Below are 16,351 nucleotides of genomic sequence, written 5' to 3' on the forward strand. Positions count from 1 at the left end.
ATGGCAGAACAAGCAGTTGCAAGCTTGGAACAGCAGCCTGTTTATAAGCAGGAGCTGAAACGGTCTTTATCTTTCTGGGATTTACTCATATACGGTATGGTATTTATGGTGCCGATTGCGCCATTTGGCATTTACGGTTCGGTTGCTCAAGGTTCAAACGGTATGGTGGCGCTGACTTACTTAATTGGAATGGTGGGAATGATTTTTACCGCATTCAGTTATGCACGGATGTCAGAAGCTTTCCCCATCGCCGGGTCTGTTTACTCTTATGCACAAAGAGGCATCAATGATTCAGTGGGCTTTATTGCAGGCTGGCTGATTTTACTGGACTATATTTTTGTGCCGGCATTGCTATACCTCGTCAGTGCTTCTGCCTTGCATGATATTGTTCCACAAATTCCGATTGTAGTTTGGGCTGTACTGTTTATTGCAATTAATACGGTAATTAATGTTCGGGGGATAGAGTTCACAGCAAAAGCCAATAAAATTATTGTAATACTTGAATTAATTGTGCTGGCAATTTTTCTAGCGGTAGGCGTTACGGCAATTATTAAGGGCATTAACGGTGCGGACTTTACAATGAAGCCACTGTATGACCATAGCCATTTCAGCATGAATGTGGTAATGGGAGCGGTGTCCATTGCCGTATTAAGTTTTCTAGGATTTGACGGGATTTCCACGTTGGCAGAAGAAACAAAGGATGGAAGCAAATCGATTGGAAAAGCTTGTGTTTATTCATTGTTAGCCGTTGGTGCACTTTTTATCATCCAAACATGGGTGGCTGCTTTAATATGGCCAGATTATCATGCGTTTAAAAACCCCGATACAGCATTTTATCAAATCGCTGAGATTGCAGGCGGAACATGGCTCAAAGTATTGACGATTGTCGCAACCGCTTTTTCATGGGGGATTGCCAATGCGCTTGTTGCACAGGCGGCCATTTCGCGCATTTTATACAGTATGGCCCGTGACCGAAAACTGCCTGGTTTTCTTGCAAAGGTTCACCCGAAATTCCAGACGCCGTATCTTAGTACACTTTTGATTGCGGTCGTTTCTGTCATTGTCACGGCATTCTTTTCATCACAAATTGGAAAGCTATCTTCCGTTGTAAACTTTGGTGCACTTTCATCATTCCTGTTTCTGCATTTATCAGTCATGAATTACTTTCTGAGGAAGAAAAAAAGCAAAAACTATGTGGCACATTTGCTAATGCCGTTGATTGGGTTTGCGGTTATCGGCTATGTATGGATTAACCTTGATCCGCTCTCCAAGAAACTTGGCTTTATTTGGCTGGCAATCGGCATTGTCTATCTTATTGTACTGAAACTGTTTAAAAAAGACACTGCTTTAAATTTAGAATAACCATCTGTAAAAGAGCAGCTGCATGATGACAGCTGCTCTTTGTATGATTTTTCCATTTTTCACGCTTCCGTATACTCCGTTTCGTGGCAGTTCGGGCATGGAGGGAGCCTGTCCTTATCTTCATCGAGCGTAATCTGTTCCCCGCAGTTTTTGCATTTATACTCGCCTTTTCCCGGTGTTTCACCTGTATGTGGCATCGGCCATGCTCCTTTCGTTTCGTGTTGTCATTTGAATACCCGCGCGAAAAAGTTTCTAAACATCGGCCGTCATACGCGTGCAAAACCGCCCGTTCGCTACAGAGCTTCATCAAAACGTCCCGCCACGGGTTTTCCACCGAGTCATAATCCCACTGGCTGCCTGGAATCCTGCAATCGAACACAAAATCTGGCTATCTGCCATTTGGGAAGCGCCTTCAATTGCTTGCCGGAATCCTGTGACCGAAGACAAAACACCCCGCCGCGAAATGTCCGCAGCGGGGTTTCTGATTAAGGCACCATCCAGGAAAGGATGTTGGATTGCAGGAAGGTGAGCAGGCAAATGATGAAAAGCAAAAACATACTGTGCTTGACTGTGAATCTCAGCAGTTGTGCTTCCCTCCCAATCAGCCCGGTTGCAGCGCAGGCAACGGCAATCGACTGCGGAGAAATCATTTTTCCCGTGACACCCCCGGATGAATTGGCCGCAATGGCAAGCAGCGGGTTCATGCCGACAGACTGAGCTGAAACTTGCTGAAGCGTGCCAAACAAAACATTGGACGAGGTGTCCGATCCGGTAATGAAAACGCCGAGCCAGCCAAGTACCGGCGAGAAAAACGGGAACAAAGCGGCTGTTTTGGCGAGCGCCAATGCCAATGTAGTAATCATGCCGGAAGCATTCATGACATACGCAAAGCCGACAATGAACAAAATGGTAAGAATCGGAAACTTCAATTCTTTTAACGTTTCAAAGAATGCGGCAAACCAGGCTTTCCATGTAATTTTTAAAAGAAACTTCGTGACAATGGCTGCGATAAAAATCGCTGTGCCTGCAGTGCCAAGCAGATCCAGCTTATACATGGCCGCAATCGGGGTGTGCGAGCCATTGATAATATGATTGTTTAAAAATGGCACATTCCCGCTGAACGAAGCCGCTCCGCCGATCGGGTTTAGAGCCTTTAAAACCGGGTTCGCTCCGGCATACTGCCCGGTGAGCGCAAGTTTGATCTGCGGGATGCCCCAGATGGTGATCAAAACCGTCAGGACAATAAATGGCGACCATGCTTTCGCAATTTGCCCGCCTGTATTGGAAACAGGCGGCGTTTCGAGCGCGGCGGCAGCCTCTTCATGCTCAAAATAGAATATGTTTTTCGGCTTCCAAAATTTTAGGAAGACGGCAAGGACAACCAAAGATACGAGTGCTGATAAAACGTCCGGCAGTTCCGGCCCCAGAAAATTGGAAGCAAAGAACTGCGTCAAGGCAAAGGACAAGCCTGATACAATAAGCGCCGGCAGCACTTCCATTGCTTTTTTAAAGCCCGCCATGACAATGATGAGATAAAGCGGAATGAACATGGAAATAAGCGGCAATTGTCGCCCGATCATTTTTGAAATTTCCAGTGCAGAAACACCGGTCGGCCCTGCCATCGCAATTACAGGGGACCCGATTGCGCCAAATGCTACCGGTGCAGTGTTGGCCAATAAGCAGATGCCGGCTGCATAAAGCGGATTGAATCCGAGCCCGACAAGCAGGGCAGCGGTAATCGCAACCGGCGCGCCAAACCCGGCACAACCTTCCAAAAAAGCGCCAAATGAAAACGCAATCAATAAAGCTTGCAATCTCCTGTCTTCCGTGATCGATACGACCGAGTTGCGGATCACATCAAACTGGCCGGTTTTGACCGTCAATTTATATAAAAACACAGAATTGATAATGATCCAGGCAATCGGTAGAATCCCATACACAATCCCCTGGGTAGCTGACATAACCGGCAGTACGGCCGGCATTCTGTAAACGATTACAGAAATCAGCAGCGCAATCACCAGCGTGGCAAGGCTTGCAAGATGTGCCGCCATTTTTTTAATGGCGAGTGCCCAGAAGAAAAACAGAATCGGAAAGGCAGCAATCAGTGCGGATAAAAACAAATGCCCCTTAAGCGGAATAAAATTTTGTACGTACTCCAACAATCTCCACTCCTTTTTGAAAAATTTTCTCCAATCCATCCCAATTGCAATTTTTAAGGTCATTAGATGAAATAGTCATCAGATGATAAGGTTTACACGTTAAAAAGTATAAGTATAATAAAAAGAAAAAACAACTCTTTTTTTAAAATTTTTGTTTGCTATTTTTCCGGATTGCTGTTATTCATAAAATATAGAAAAGGGATAAGAGGAGAAAACATGAAATATAAAAAAATTAAACCTGCAAAAATTTATGAACAAGTGGCAAATGAATTGATAGAGATGATCCAAAACGGGGAGCTTAAGCCCGGGGATAAGCTTGATCCGGTGCCACTTTTGGCAGAAAAGTTTTCCGTGGGGAGATCGGCTATAAGAGAAGCGTTAACGTCACTAAGGGCGCTCGGCTATATTGAGCTAAAACAGGGAGAGGGAACATTTGTCCGTAACTTTGATGCGAGCGGGATTTCGTATCCCATTTCGCAGGCAGTCCTGATGAATCAGGAAGATGTGGCAAATCTGCTTGAAGTCCGGAAGATTCTCGAAGCCGGAGCAGCCGCCACGGCCGCTGTCAAACGGACCGAAGCTGATCTGGAAAGGATAAGGCAGGCGCTCGCAGATATGAAGCGGGCGACGGGGAACGAAGAACTCGGTGAAAAAGCAGATCTTGCCTTCCATCTTGCCATTGTCCAGGCTGTACAAAATCCGATTCTTGCCGGGCTGATGAACCAGGTTGCCGAGACGATGGAGGATGCAATGAAAGAAACGCGCAGAATGCTTCTTTTTTCTGATCCTTCCACATTGGGCGCCTTGTATGAGCAACATGAAAGAATCAGGGTAGCCATCGAAGAAAAGGACAGCGAAAAAGCGCGCAAGGCCATGATCGACCATTTGCAGTTTGTGGAAAACAGTCTAAAGGATTTTCTGCGTTAGCCAATCTGTTTTCATGAATGCAAATCCGGCCCTTATCTTCAGCAGGGGATCTGTTTTGGGGTAGTCCGGCTCCCTTGATATTGGCACCTGAGAATGAGAGGAAATTTAAAGCCTGTTCCGCTTTGAAAGATTTTTCAAGCGGGACAGGCTTTTGTATTGCGCCGATTCTTATGACTTCGGGCTTTCGATGACAGGATAATACCGAAGCACAACAGCTGGAAACATGAGGTGGTGTGAATTTCTCGGCTGATGTTCCGGGTGGATGACAAGGGCATGCGGCTTGGATATACTATAGCCTTGTCTTCTTGTCTGATTTCATGCTTTATTTTTTGTGTCACTTTCCTCCGCGCTTTCCCATATACATAGGGTATAGGCAATTTTTCAGCAAATGGAAAGCGGGGTGCGGCGGCGATGAAGCAAATGTTTTCAGCGTTGAGCGGCAAGATTAAAGAAAATGCGATTGATGTGTATATGGACAGCATCGAGCCGGCTGTCCGGGATCCGGTATTTTTCAGCGTCGGCATGCCAAATGGCGGCATGATCCCGAAAAAAGAACTGCAGCGCATCATGAATGAAATCTTTGAGGCAGACCCGGCACGCCTGTATGAGTATTGCAGTGCAAAAGGGTTTGGGCCGTATGTGGATGTTATCTCTAAAACGGAAAATATTCCGGAAAGCTATATCATGGCGACAAACGGCAATACACAGGGGGTTGACCTTGTCTGCAGAATGCTGCTGGATGAAGGGGACGGTTTTGCAATGGAAATGTACACGTATTCCATTGCCTTTTCGGCGGTGCACCAGTACCGGCTCAAGGCGGTCGGCATTCCGCTTGAACAAGACGGTTTGGATGTCGATTTTCTTGAAAAAACATTGCAAACAAGAAGATTGAAAGCGCTTTATATTATTCCGAATGCTCAAAACCCAACCGGCGTCACCACCTCTCTCGAAAAACGGAAAAAACTCATTGAACTCGCTTACCAGTATGATTTTATCATTATAGAAGATGATCCGTACCGTGATCTGCTGTTTCACGGCCGCCCTCCTTCCTTGTTCGAACTCGATCCCTTAAAAGAAAGAACCATATACCTGTACAGTTTTTCAAAAGTTATGGCGCCGGCGATGCGGACCGGCTTTATTCTCGCGCACCCGGCCTTTCTGAAAAAACTCGAACAGTTTAAGCAGGTAACAGACGCCTGCACATCGCCCATGAACCAGATGCTGGCGGGAAAACTCATTTCTTCCGAAAACTGGACGCAGATTCTTGCAAAACAAAAACACTTTTATGAAAAACGGAAAGACTGGACAAAACGGTTTTTACAGCATATGCACGAGACGGAGCAATGGGAAGGAGCTGAACCGGCCGGCGGGCTGTTTTACTGGATCGATGTCAAAAAAGGCGGTGTAACGGAATGGATGAAAAAAGCGGCACAGGACGGCGCCGTGTTTGTGCCGGGTGATGCCTTTACGCTTGAGCGGGGGCGAAACACAAAAATCCGTCTTTGTTTCGCCTACTGCAGTGATGAGGAAATGAAAAAAGGGTTTTCCCGTCTGGAAGAAAGTTTTAAAAAGTGGAAGAAAACAAGCACTTAACGGGGAGGAACTGCAAAAGGGATTTCCGGGCATGTAAAAGTTCCGGGCTCCCGGGTTCTCCAAGCTTACCTGGCTGTTTGTCATTCGTATATTGGGATTTTTTTTTCACGCTCTTTAAAAAGAGGGCGGCGTCTCCTTATCACCCGGCGGTCTTCAATATCCCGTGTATGCCGGAATGTTTTATCAGCGGTATTCAATCCCATGTATCCCTGGAATGTTTCATGAATAGGCGTTTTGGCGCCCTTTACGGCCCGGGCGGCGTTCCTTGAAGCTGCTGAGTTTCGCAAGCTCCTTACCGGTCTTCAAAAGGCAGGCGCAACGGGAGGAAGAAACTGGTGATTCGGTTTTTAACCCACTCCGCTGCTATTTGCGGGTGGTAATTCTTTTCAAACCGCCAGCCGCGCACAAACACGGTATAGGAAAGGTCGTTCTGTTTGTAAAAGCGCATCTTTTTTCTGCCGGCTTCCCGTTTGACCTGAGCGAGGCAGGATGAAATTTGCAAGAGCATTTGGTCCGTCGCAAAAAGATAAGGCTCTTTAAATTTTAACAGGCTTGCCCGGATCGCTCTCTGGTCCCGTTCCAGCGTCCTTTTGGCAAGCGGCAGGAGGATAAATGCCTCGATCAGCTTTTCTTCTTCCTCGGTTAAGATTTGCGGCATACGGATCACCTGTTTTCATTATATAAACAAACGTACGTTCCTGTCAATACTTACTTGGTTTTAAGGAGATGGGTTGTTATAATAATGTTCACCCTATTCGCCAACGAGGCGAATGCATCCTATTACTTAAAAAGGAAAATGAAGAGATGAATGGAAAAGACGGAGATTTTGCGAAAGGCTGTCTGATTGGCATTGGCTTGTCCATTCCGGTATGGGCTTTTGTAATATGGGTTTTGTTCAGGCTGTTTTGAGCGTTCCGTTTTCCGCGGCTGCTTTTGTAAAAGCAGGTTGCCTTCGCTTCGGCCGGGGGGCAAGTGCCGGCAACGATCTGCGGCAGGTAACAGGTTATATTGCCTTTGCTCCCGTTTGAATGGAAAGCCGGTAAAAGAGCAAAAGCGGTGGCCGGATCACCTTCCATCTAAGCCCCTGGTTATCCGTTGCAGCTATAGGGATCCATTGCCTTCGCTTGTCCGAATAGACATTTTTTGTTCCGCCAAAGCGGGCAGCCTCTCCCCTTTGTTTAGCATATGCAGTTACCGGGTATTTTTACAATAGACAAGCAGTGATGCTAAGGAACATTAATCCAACCGGGAGGAGGGCACCAAATGGATTACAACAAGGACAAAAAAGGCGACTCGCCGGAACAACAGGAAAAACAGCATCATAACAAAGACATAGAGCCGGAAAGATCTCCGGTAAAACCGCAGGAAAAGCAAAAATAAAAATTGAAAAGGGCAGGCTCCGGACAACGGGGCCTGCCTGTCTTTATTGTTCCATATTGGTCACCATGTTGTGGACCTTGTCGCGTTCTGCCTGGCTAACATTAAGATAGTAAATGCCGTCAATGGTTGTACTGTTGCCTTTAACTTCATAGTCTGTCGTATTTTGGCGGCAGTCGCGGTAGTTCATCGCAATGTTTTTCATATCATCAAGTGTCAGGTTTGTTTTGACATTGTTCTGGATCGCAGCCAGGATTTCCTGATAACGCGAGAAAGACTGGATGGTCGCCGCTTTGTTAATGACGGCCATAATGACGTCACGCTGGCGCTGGTTACGGCCAAAGTCACCTTGAGGATCAAGGTGGCGCATTCTTACATAACCGAGCGCTTTTTTGCCGGTATCCAATGTAATGTTCCCTTTGGCATAATAGTAGCCTTTTTTATAATACCCTTCGTCATGCCAGCTGATTTTATTGTAGACGGTTACACCGCCGACAGCATCTACAAGGTCAGCCAATCCTTCCATATTCAAGCGTATGTACTGGTCAAGGTTTAAATTAGCAAATTTGTTTACCGTATCCAGTGCCATTTTTGGCCCGCCGTAAGCATAAGCCGCATTTATCTTATTCAATGTTCCTTTGCCCACGATTTCTGTCCTCGTGTCACGCGGAATGGAGATCATCTGCATGGCTTTCTTTTGCGGGTTCAGTGTAAGAATAATGAGCGTATCGGATCTTCCTACATCTCCGGCCCGCTCATCTACGCCGAGTAAAAGAATGGAAATTGGTTTTTCACTTTTGATTTTTTCAGTGTTTTTCTCGGATGGTTTCACGGATTTGCTGTCATACATTTTATCTGCGGCATTTTGGACAGAATGGTAGACGTAATAGGCGAACCCTCCGCCCCCGATCACGATGATCGCTAAGAGAATCCCGAGTGTGATGAATATTTTCTTCTTCATTTTTTCGACCCTTTTCTTTGAATTTTTTATTTAATCTAATCGCTATCATATCATGGTTTTTCCAAATTGTTAACGGGGATTTTTCGTTTATGCAATGGTCCGGCCTTTCTCTTGTTATTTATGGGGAAAAGAAGAGGAATTGGGCGTGAATGAAATGTAGCGAAAATGGCCGCAAGAAAAACGGTTTGGATTGGGACGCGTGAGGGAACGAAAAAGAGGAGAGGCACGTATGGAGACATGAAAATGCCAGGCCCGGGCGAAGCAGAATAGATGTCTGTTTTGAGTGCAGGCATGAGAAGGGACTGGACGAAGGAAAAAAGGAGCACGCGGCCAAATGCGCCGATTTTTTTCACCTTTTGCCTGCGGGCTTCCGTTTCCCAAGTTTGCATGCATTTTTTCGCACTCTGTTTTACACGGGTGCTTCTGTATTGCTTAAGGCTTTCAATTTCGGTATGATAATGGCACGATATGAGACAGATTTGACCAGAGGGGGGCGCTTGTGGGAGAGCTTTTGAGAAATCGGTTTGTCCGGATGGTATTTGTATCCGCGTTGTTTTTGCAGGTGGGCATTTGGGTGCGGAATTTTGCCGTCCTGTTGTTTGTGACAGAAAAAACAAACGGCGACCCGTTTGCCGTTTCCATGATTTCAGTGGCGGAGTTCCTGCCCATTTTCATTTTTAGCTTTATCGGCGGGACATTTGCGGACCGCTGGCAGCCGAAGAAAACAATGGTTTGGTGTGATTTGCTGAGTGCCGTGTCCATTTTTGGCGTCATCGGCGCGCTTGTTTTTGGCTCGTGGCAGTCCGTCTTTTTTGCAACACTGATTTCCTCGATTTTGTCGCAGTTTTCGCAACCGTCCGGGATGAAACTGTTTAAAATGCATCTTGAGGAACGCCTGATCCAGCAGGCAATGGCCGTTTACCAGACCATTTTTGCTGTTTTTATGATTCTTGGCCCGGTGGTCGGCACGTTTGCCTATGAAAGGTTTGGAATCGATTATTCTATTTTGATAACCGGTCTCGCTTTCCTGTTTTCCGCCGCGAGTTTGTCATTTATCCCGAAAGACCAGGCCATGAAAAAGAAGGAAAAATTGTCGAATATTTTCCAGGAAATGACGAGCGGGGTTCGCTATGTATTATCTAAAAAGGAATTGCGGCTGCTGGGACTTGGTTTTCTGGCGGCAGGGCTTGGCGTCGGTTTTATCCAACCGATGAATATTTTCCTCGTAACGGACCGTCTCGGCCTGCCGAAAGAGAACCTGCAATGGCTTGTGATGGTGAATGGCATTGGGATGATTACAGGCGGGGCTTTTTCCATGGCCTTTTCAAAATCTGCTTCACCGCAAAAAATGCTGTTCACCGGTATGCTTGCAAATGCCATTGGGCTTGCGGTAATCGGTGCTTCGACTTCGCTTTGGCTGACACTCGCCGCCGAACTCGTTTCAGGCTTTTTCATGCCGAGCATCCAGATCGGCATTAACACCCTGATCCTGCAAAATACGGAATCCGATTTTATTGGCAGGGTGAACGGCATTTTGAGCCCGCTTTTCACTGGCTCCATGGTGGTGACCATGAGCCTTGCGGGGGCATTGAAGGAATGGTTTTCGATCACGGCTGTTTTCGAACTTGCTGCGTTGTTTTTCATTATCGGGCTGTGCTTTGTTTTTCCAATGTTGAAAACAGGCGTGTCGGGGAATGCAGAATCGAAGGGAGAATAGCGGCAGCATGTGCCCGTTTGCTGCCCGCTGCCGTTAACCGGAAAAATTTGATGCAAATAGGAATGAGCGGCGTGCCCGCGGCCATTCGCTGAAAAAGTCAGTGATCAAACAGCAGTGACAAGTATCTCGAACGCCAGCGGAAAAAATTCGGAGGGCGTGCCCGATCTGTTCGCGTACAAATTAGCCAATCAAAAGGCAATGAGCTGTTTTCTCATTGCCTTTATTTTTTACCTTTCCCCATACAATGGCTTGGCACATTAGGTTAAAGCGATATGCCGTTCATTCACCCTCTGAAAATCACCAAGTTGAACGTATGTTGTTTATCTTTACCTTGCTTGGCGCAGCGGGGGCAGCAACGGAATAAGAATCTGATTTTAAGGGATGATAAAGCATTTCATTTTCATGCTTATGGTAAAATGAATATAATTGGGAGCGCTTTAACGGAGGGGATTAGAATGAAAACATACCATATCGCGGCGATCCCGGACGACGGGATTGGAAAAGAAGTGGTGCCGGCTGCCATCCGTGTGCTGCATGCGGCAGCGGAACGGCATGGCGGAATCCGGTTCGAATTCACGGCGTTCCCGTGGAGCTGTGATTATTATCTTGATCAGGGAAAAATGATGCCGGATAACGGGCTTGAGATTTTAAAAGATTATGAGGCTATTTTTCTCGGGGCAGTCGGCAATCCAAGGCTTGTGCCGGATCATGTGTCGCTTTGGGGCCTTTTGCTGAAAATCCGGCGCGGCTTCGAACAGGTGCTGAATATCCGGCCTGCAAAGTATTTCAAAGGGCTGCAGTCCCCGTTAAGGGACCCGAAAGATTTTGATTTCATTGTCGTGCGTGAAAACAGCGAGGGGGAGTACAGCGAGGTTGGCGGCAGAATTCATCGCGGTGAAGACGAAATTGCGATCCAGAATGCAATTTTTACAAGAAAAGGAACAGAGCGGGCGATGCGATATGCGTTTGAACTGGCGCAAAAACGCGTCCGACGCCTGACCAGTGCAACGAAATCAAACGGCATTTTCCACACAATGCCTTTTTGGGACGAGGTGTTCAGCCAGGTAAAGGCTGGCTATCCGGATGTGGCTGTAAACAGCATGCATATTGATGCGCTGTCTGCTTTTCTGGTGATGAAGCCGGAGACTTTTGATGTCATTGTTGCGAGCAATTTGTTCGGGGATATTTTAACAGATATTGGCGGCGCGATTATGGGTAGCATCGGCATTGCGCCGTCCGCGAACATCAATTTGGACGGGAAATATCCTTCCATGTTTGAACCTGTCCACGGCTCGGCGCCGGATATTGCAGGAAAAGGCATTGCCAACCCAATAGGCCAAATTTGGACAGCTAAAATGATGCTCGATCATTTTGGCGAAACAGAAATGGGTGAAACGATAATGGATGCAATCGAATGGACGATTGAAAAAGGCATCAAAACCTCGGACATCGGCGGAACGGCAACAACAGAAGAAGTAACAGAAGCAGTTTGCCGGCGCATTTTACAAGCTTAAAGAAAGCGAAGCCTGTATAAAAATAATCGGTCTGAGCCGGGAGCCCGCGGCTGAGCGTTACCGGAAGATGAGTGAAGAAGTGAAATGCAGGCTTGGTGGGCTGCCTTCGTCGAAATATATCCTTTGCAGCGTGGATTTTGCGGAAATGGAGCAATTGCAGGTATGTGACTAAACAAATGAATAACGACCGGACCGGGAAATGATCCATCCGGAAAAAGGGAGGGGCTTGCACATAAGCCCCTCCCTTTCAGATCCCCTTCATCCGTTCCGGCAGGTTTTGGATCGATTCAATCACCGCATCAAGCTTGGCCTCAATCCGGTACAGCAAAAAGACGGTGACAGCGACCGGAAACCCGACTTCACTGATGAGCGACACCATTTCATGCATTTCTCCTCTCCCCCTGTAAAATCAAGAGCCCCCGTTCCGAAAACGGGAACCGGGGGCAAAAGATTACGCCAGTGTATATTCAGTAATGTTTTGCTCAATAAGACGTGCACCTTTCACGCTGGAGAGCGCCGTGCCGGATGAGCTGACCAGCACGCCCGAGCCGAGCATCTGAGCCATGGCGTTTTTCACTTTCACCGTATCGATGGGTTCTGCCGGCTCATCGACTGCAACCCTCACTGTTTTGTTATCCTGCGTTAAAAACTGAAGTTCCAAAGTTTTCATCTATCCATTCCCCCTTTTTTTATTTCACTCACTGATATCGTTCAAGTCAGTGCGCGTTACACGGACCAGCGCTTTTTGCTGCAGTGAAGCATATGCGTCTGCAAATTGCCGGATCGCATCGGGTGTTGCAGAGGCAGCCACATTGGCGAACGACTTCGCTTTGGTTACCGGTTTTCCATTTTCATTCACCCCGTTATCAAAGATTAATGAAATGCGGGAACTTGTTAAATGGACTTGTGCCATTCCCGCTCACCCCCTTTCACTCCTTATATAGCGGCTGAATAGAAAAAAGGGTACTTTTTTGTTGAAAAGAGAGAAACAGGGAGAGGAGGCGGGCAGTGCAACAGAGGCAGGACAATCGTTTTAGAAAATAATCCTCTTGGTTAAACAAAGCCGAACCATATGACAGGACTTTTGTAAATGAAATGGAAACAGTAGCGCCAGGGCTACAGCCGCGGCCGAAAACTCCACCATCCAGCGGGAATATGAAAAATTTCCCGCTGCTTTAACAGACATGCCCCCAAAGTGTGCAGGGCGGCCCTTAAGAAATTCTCCCAAAGGTTGCACAAAAAACGTCTTTTCAAAAAGCGGTACGGCCCCTGCTGTTGCAAAAGAATCCGCTCAGCAGGATGAAACAGCCAAGCAAATGGGAACAAGGACGGTTAAAAAACTCCGCTCTTCTTTTTCCTGAACCGGACAGCCAAAATTCGGCCTGCTGTGCTAGAATGAAAGAAGCAACTTTTTAAAATTGCCGGGTTGCCCGGACAAAGGTGCAGGAGGAATTTCATTGAGAATGTTCAGACGGGCATTATCCTTGCCTATTATACTATCGCTATTGTTTATACTGCCGGCCGGGGTATTCGGTGCAGGCGGAAGCGCGTCGGCTCAGGATTATTATAAACTTGTCAGCAACGAGTCTGCCTCAAGCCTTTCGACAGAGCCGACTGGCACCTTCAAGGTTGTGAACCTGGCAGCGCTCCGTCAAAAGTTAAAGAGCAACATTTACCGGATTGATTACCAGAAGCCATTTGATCTATTAAAATATTTAAGCCTTCGGAAGTATTCCGTTCGCATGGATACGAAAAGGGCCCGTCTTCCCCGGGTGGGAGATACGAAAAAATTCTGGGTGTCCAATCTTGCCAGCAATAAAGATTATCAAATAAGTGCTAAGCTTTTATACAGCGGTCCGCATGCGGATGTCTGGGTATACAATAACCAGCTGAACGACGCCCAGGCTGCCCAGCTTGGAAAAGAATTTGACAACCGTATTTATGCGCTCGATACAAAATATTTCGGCATGCCGTCCGATGTTGATGGAAATGGGAAAGTGAATATTCTTTGTTATGATATCCAGGACGGGTTTGATGGCTCAGGCGGATATGTAGCTGGCTATTTTTACCCGCTTGACCTTTTTGATGCCGACACTTCCAACAAGTCGGAAATCTTTTATATTGACACATACCCGCTGATGGGCACCGGAACATCGAAAAATGTAACCGAAGCGTATTCGACACTCGCCCATGAGTTTCAGCATATGATCTCTTTTAACCAGAAAGTGTTCGTCCAGCACCATTGGGATACGTTTGATACATGGATTGACGAAGGGATGTCCATGGCCGCAGAGCAAATTTATACCGGAAAGCCGCTTTCCGATCGGATTGATGATTATAACAACGATGCTTCAATCCCAAACGGCCACTCGCTTCTCTACTGGGATAGTAACGGGGATGTGCTTGCCAATTATTCCTTGTCCTATTTGTTCATGGAGTATTTGAAAATTCAATGCGGACAAGGCGATGCCATTTTCAAAAAAATCATGGACGATCCGAATACAAATGAAAAAGCTATCGAGGATGTGATCCGAAAATACATTGACCCGAACCTGACTTTCGGGCAGTTTATGACCGATTTCCGGGCCGCGCTCGTCTTAAAGCAGACAAACGGATTATACGGGTTTAAAGGGGATGCCGCGTTCAAGCCGCTCCGAATTAAAACTTACAACGGCAGTTCATTGAAGCTAAAAGGCGGCGGGGCGGTTGTGAAAAAGCTGTCTTCACCAAGCCGCTTTTCCGTTCCGTCTGGAAAAGGACGGGATATGACATATACGCTCTTGTCGGGAAGTATCGGCGGCAAGGCGCAGCAACCGAAAACACCGAAAGTATGGACTGTCGGCGATAATAGCACATCCATTTCCGGCAGCTCCGACCCGGGGATCGAAGTAGCCATTATGAAGAACGGAAAAATACTTGCCCGCGGCACAGCGGACGGGAAAGGATATTTTAAAGTCCCGGTTTCAAAGCAAAAAGCCGGAACCGTCCTCTATGTTTATACAGAGGCCGGTTTAAAAAGCAGCAAAGTAAAAGTTATAGTAAAAGACAAAACGGCACCAGGCATGCCGACTGCCGGCAATGTCACAACGAAGTCCACGCATGTTGTGGGTAAAGCGGAAAAATCAGCAGTTGTCTATGTATACCGCGGCAGCAAACAGATCGGCAAAGCCACAGTAAATGCCAAAGGCGCATACAGTGTAAGAATCAGCAAACAGAAAAAAGGCACGAAGCTTTCCATTTTCGCGAAAGACAGAGCCGGAAACAAAAGCAAAACAAGAACGGTTACGGTAAGGTGAAAGAAAGTAAAAGTTTTGCTTGGCCGAAAAAATTGCGTAGTGATTAAAAAACTTGATGCTTGCCGATTGGATGATTTATTGATGAATGGTAAGTTTTTATAGGAATACGAAAAAACGGCAGCTCATCCGGCTGCCGTTTTTTCAATCAGTCACCGCCGTATCCGGTATATTCACGGTCAGGCGTGTGATGGAAAAGATGGTGTAAATATTTATGGAAGAACCATTCGCCGGCTGCAATGACGATGCTCGAAGCCAGCGCCGCCCATAACAGATTGTCCATGTCCGGGGCGAGTGATCTGCCCATCAGCCACACGACAAGGTACGCCAGAACAAAATCGGCGACGGTCGCCATGATATTTCTTTGCGTATCCTCTTCCCGTTCATTTTCCCGTTTGAAAATCATTAAATCTCCCAGGACATATGCGAGAATGGTCAGTACTACACTAGTGGCGATCATATCGCCAAACGGCATGTTGAAAATGGCGGATAAAATGATGCCCAACACAACTGCGACCATAATAAACTTTATCACTAACGCCTTTGCATGATCCATAACGGTCCCTCCTTTTGGTGTTTGTACTATATCATTACCCGCTTCTGCAGCCGTTAATCGGGAAATGAAGGCATTCTGTACAGAAAATCTTTCCAATTGTAACTTTTAATGCGGGTTCTTAAAATGCTGCAAATTGCCTTCTGCTTGCCGCACTTTCCTTTTTTGAAATGCCAGGCCGGGATTGGTAAGTACGATAAACAAAAAGGTATGTCTAAAAGCTTGATGCCATGCTTTATTGAAAAAGCGGCAATCATGTTAATGGCGAGAAAGCAGAAACTTGATCCCGGATTCCTTTTTCCGTTACTTCATTTTTTCCAGTAATGATTTCCGTTGCGCTAAGGAAAGAGTTTAGGTTAAAGTGAAACCGTTTCCATATTAATATTGAATTAAGGCAAGCGGCTGATAAAGCGGAGCATTAAACAGTGTTTAAGGATTACAGCAAGTTACTCTTTGTGATCAACAGTAAGTAACAATGATGGATATTATGCGACAAAAAGGGTGAAGAAACGACAATTTTTAAACTAAGGGTGATGACATTGAACATAGAAGAAATCAGTTTTCAAATTATTTTAAATGGTGGAAACGCCCGAAGCTTAGCTGCGGAGTCCATAAATCATGCTAAAGCTGGTGAGTTTAAATTAGCTGAACAAAAAATTGAAGAAGCCAACGAAGCCATGACAATCGCTCATCGTTTTCAAACAGACCTAATAAAGGGGGAGGCCAGTGGGGAAAAATTTGAAATCAGTATATTGCTGATACACGCACAGGACCATTTAATGAATGCCATGACAGTAATTGACCTGGCAAAAGAAATCATTGAACTTTATAAAAAAACAAATGAACTTGAATGTCGAAAGTGCTAACAAATTTGCCAAGTTTGCTGTTTGAAAAA

Annotated in this window: 16 protein-coding genes; 8 read left to right on the plus strand and 8 right to left on the minus strand. The window is 46.3% G+C overall.

Going from position 1 to position 16,351, the window contains the following annotated elements; all coding sequences use genetic code 11:
- A complete protein-coding gene (locus NST70_RS02945; RefSeq protein WP_014096076.1) occupies positions 1-1,362 on the plus strand; it encodes an APC family permease in 1,362 nt (453 codons plus the stop codon).
- Between the two features lie 59 nt (positions 1,363-1,421).
- Here the strand turns inward: NST70_RS02945 and NST70_RS02950 are convergent, their stop codons facing one another.
- Both NST70_RS02950 and NST70_RS02955 read right to left on the minus strand, forming a co-directional pair.
- Positions 1,422-1,559 carry a hypothetical protein gene (locus NST70_RS02950; protein WP_014096075.1) on the minus strand — a complete coding sequence of 46 codons (138 nt, stop codon included), beginning with the start codon at positions 1,557-1,559 and terminating at the stop codon, positions 1,422-1,424.
- A 288-nt stretch (positions 1,560-1,847) separates the two neighbouring features.
- Entirely contained in the window at positions 1,848-3,521 is a 1,674-nt protein-coding gene (locus NST70_RS02955; RefSeq protein WP_014096074.1) for an L-lactate permease, read from the minus strand.
- Between the two features lie 216 nt (positions 3,522-3,737).
- On the opposite strand from NST70_RS02955, the gene NST70_RS02960 reads away from it, so the two are divergent.
- Together NST70_RS02960 and NST70_RS02965 are read left to right on the plus strand one after the other, a co-directional pair.
- The gene (locus NST70_RS02960) at positions 3,738-4,448 is read left to right on the plus strand and encodes a FadR/GntR family transcriptional regulator (RefSeq protein WP_014096073.1); all 711 of its coding nucleotides are present in this window, start codon (positions 3,738-3,740) and stop codon (positions 4,446-4,448) included.
- Between the two features lie 411 nt (positions 4,449-4,859).
- Positions 4,860-6,041 (plus strand): PLP-dependent aminotransferase family protein, encoded by a 1,182-nt coding sequence (locus tag NST70_RS02965; RefSeq protein WP_061087061.1) that lies wholly within the window; start codon positions 4,860-4,862, stop codon positions 6,039-6,041.
- A gap of 292 nt (positions 6,042-6,333) precedes the next feature.
- On the opposite strand, the gene NST70_RS02970 is transcribed toward NST70_RS02965, so the two are convergent.
- Together NST70_RS02970 and NST70_RS02975 are read right to left on the minus strand one after the other, a co-directional pair.
- A complete protein-coding gene (locus tag NST70_RS02970; protein ID WP_035190882.1) occupies positions 6,334-6,699 on the minus strand; it encodes a hypothetical protein in 366 nt (121 codons plus the stop codon).
- A 765-nt stretch (positions 6,700-7,464) separates the two neighbouring features.
- Entirely contained in the window at positions 7,465-8,379 is a 915-nt protein-coding gene (locus tag NST70_RS02975; RefSeq protein ID WP_017551945.1) for an LCP family protein, read from the minus strand.
- Between the two features lie 499 nt (positions 8,380-8,878).
- Between NST70_RS02975 and NST70_RS02980 the strand changes: the two genes are divergently transcribed.
- Together NST70_RS02980 and NST70_RS02985 are read left to right on the plus strand one after the other, a co-directional pair.
- Positions 8,879-10,096, plus strand: a complete 1,218-nt coding sequence (locus NST70_RS02980) for an MFS transporter (protein ID WP_061565673.1) — start codon at positions 8,879-8,881, stop codon at positions 10,094-10,096.
- Between the two features lie 455 nt (positions 10,097-10,551).
- Positions 10,552-11,610, plus strand: coding sequence for a tartrate dehydrogenase (locus NST70_RS02985; protein ID WP_061565672.1), 1,059 nt, complete (start codon positions 10,552-10,554; stop codon positions 11,608-11,610).
- Positions 11,611-11,857: 247 nt separating this feature from the next.
- Here NST70_RS02985 and NST70_RS02990 read toward each other — a convergent pair whose 3' ends face one another.
- The 3 genes from NST70_RS02990 to NST70_RS03000 form a co-directional block, all read right to left on the minus strand.
- On the minus strand, positions 11,858-11,998 hold the full coding sequence (locus NST70_RS02990) for a YvrJ family protein (RefSeq protein WP_013858438.1): 141 nt from the start codon (positions 11,996-11,998) through the stop codon (positions 11,858-11,860).
- Between the two features lie 63 nt (positions 11,999-12,061).
- Complete coding sequence (locus tag NST70_RS02995; RefSeq protein ID WP_017551950.1) at positions 12,062-12,280, minus strand: DUF2922 domain-containing protein; 219 nt, start codon at positions 12,278-12,280, stop codon at positions 12,062-12,064.
- 24 nt (positions 12,281-12,304) lie between these two features.
- On the minus strand, positions 12,305-12,523 hold the full coding sequence (locus tag NST70_RS03000) for a DUF1659 domain-containing protein (RefSeq protein ID WP_017551951.1): 219 nt from the start codon (positions 12,521-12,523) through the stop codon (positions 12,305-12,307).
- Positions 12,524-13,073: 550 nt separating this feature from the next.
- On the opposite strand from NST70_RS03000, the gene NST70_RS03005 reads away from it, so the two are divergent.
- Entirely contained in the window at positions 13,074-14,906 is a 1,833-nt protein-coding gene (locus NST70_RS03005; RefSeq protein WP_342476182.1) for an Ig-like domain-containing protein, read from the plus strand.
- Between the two features lie 145 nt (positions 14,907-15,051).
- Here the strand turns inward: NST70_RS03005 and NST70_RS03010 are convergent, their stop codons facing one another.
- The gene (locus NST70_RS03010; protein ID WP_014096061.1) at positions 15,052-15,459 is read right to left on the minus strand and encodes a YndM family protein; all 408 of its coding nucleotides are present in this window, start codon (positions 15,457-15,459) and stop codon (positions 15,052-15,054) included.
- Positions 15,460-15,582: 123 nt separating this feature from the next.
- Here NST70_RS03010 and NST70_RS03015 point away from each other — a divergent pair, with 123 nt between their 5' ends.
- Both NST70_RS03015 and NST70_RS03020 read left to right on the plus strand, forming a co-directional pair.
- The gene (locus NST70_RS03015) at positions 15,583-15,780 is read left to right on the plus strand and encodes a hypothetical protein (protein ID WP_342475706.1); all 198 of its coding nucleotides are present in this window, start codon (positions 15,583-15,585) and stop codon (positions 15,778-15,780) included.
- A gap of 209 nt (positions 15,781-15,989) precedes the next feature.
- Positions 15,990-16,322 (plus strand): PTS lactose/cellobiose transporter subunit IIA, encoded by a 333-nt coding sequence (locus NST70_RS03020; protein WP_035317082.1) that lies wholly within the window; start codon positions 15,990-15,992, stop codon positions 16,320-16,322.
- Positions 16,323-16,351 lie beyond the last annotated feature (29 nt).

It is taken from the genome of Weizmannia sp. FSL K6-0777, assembly GCF_038593185.1.
GTDB lineage: Bacteria > Bacillota > Bacilli > Bacillales > Bacillaceae_C > Weizmannia > Weizmannia faecalis.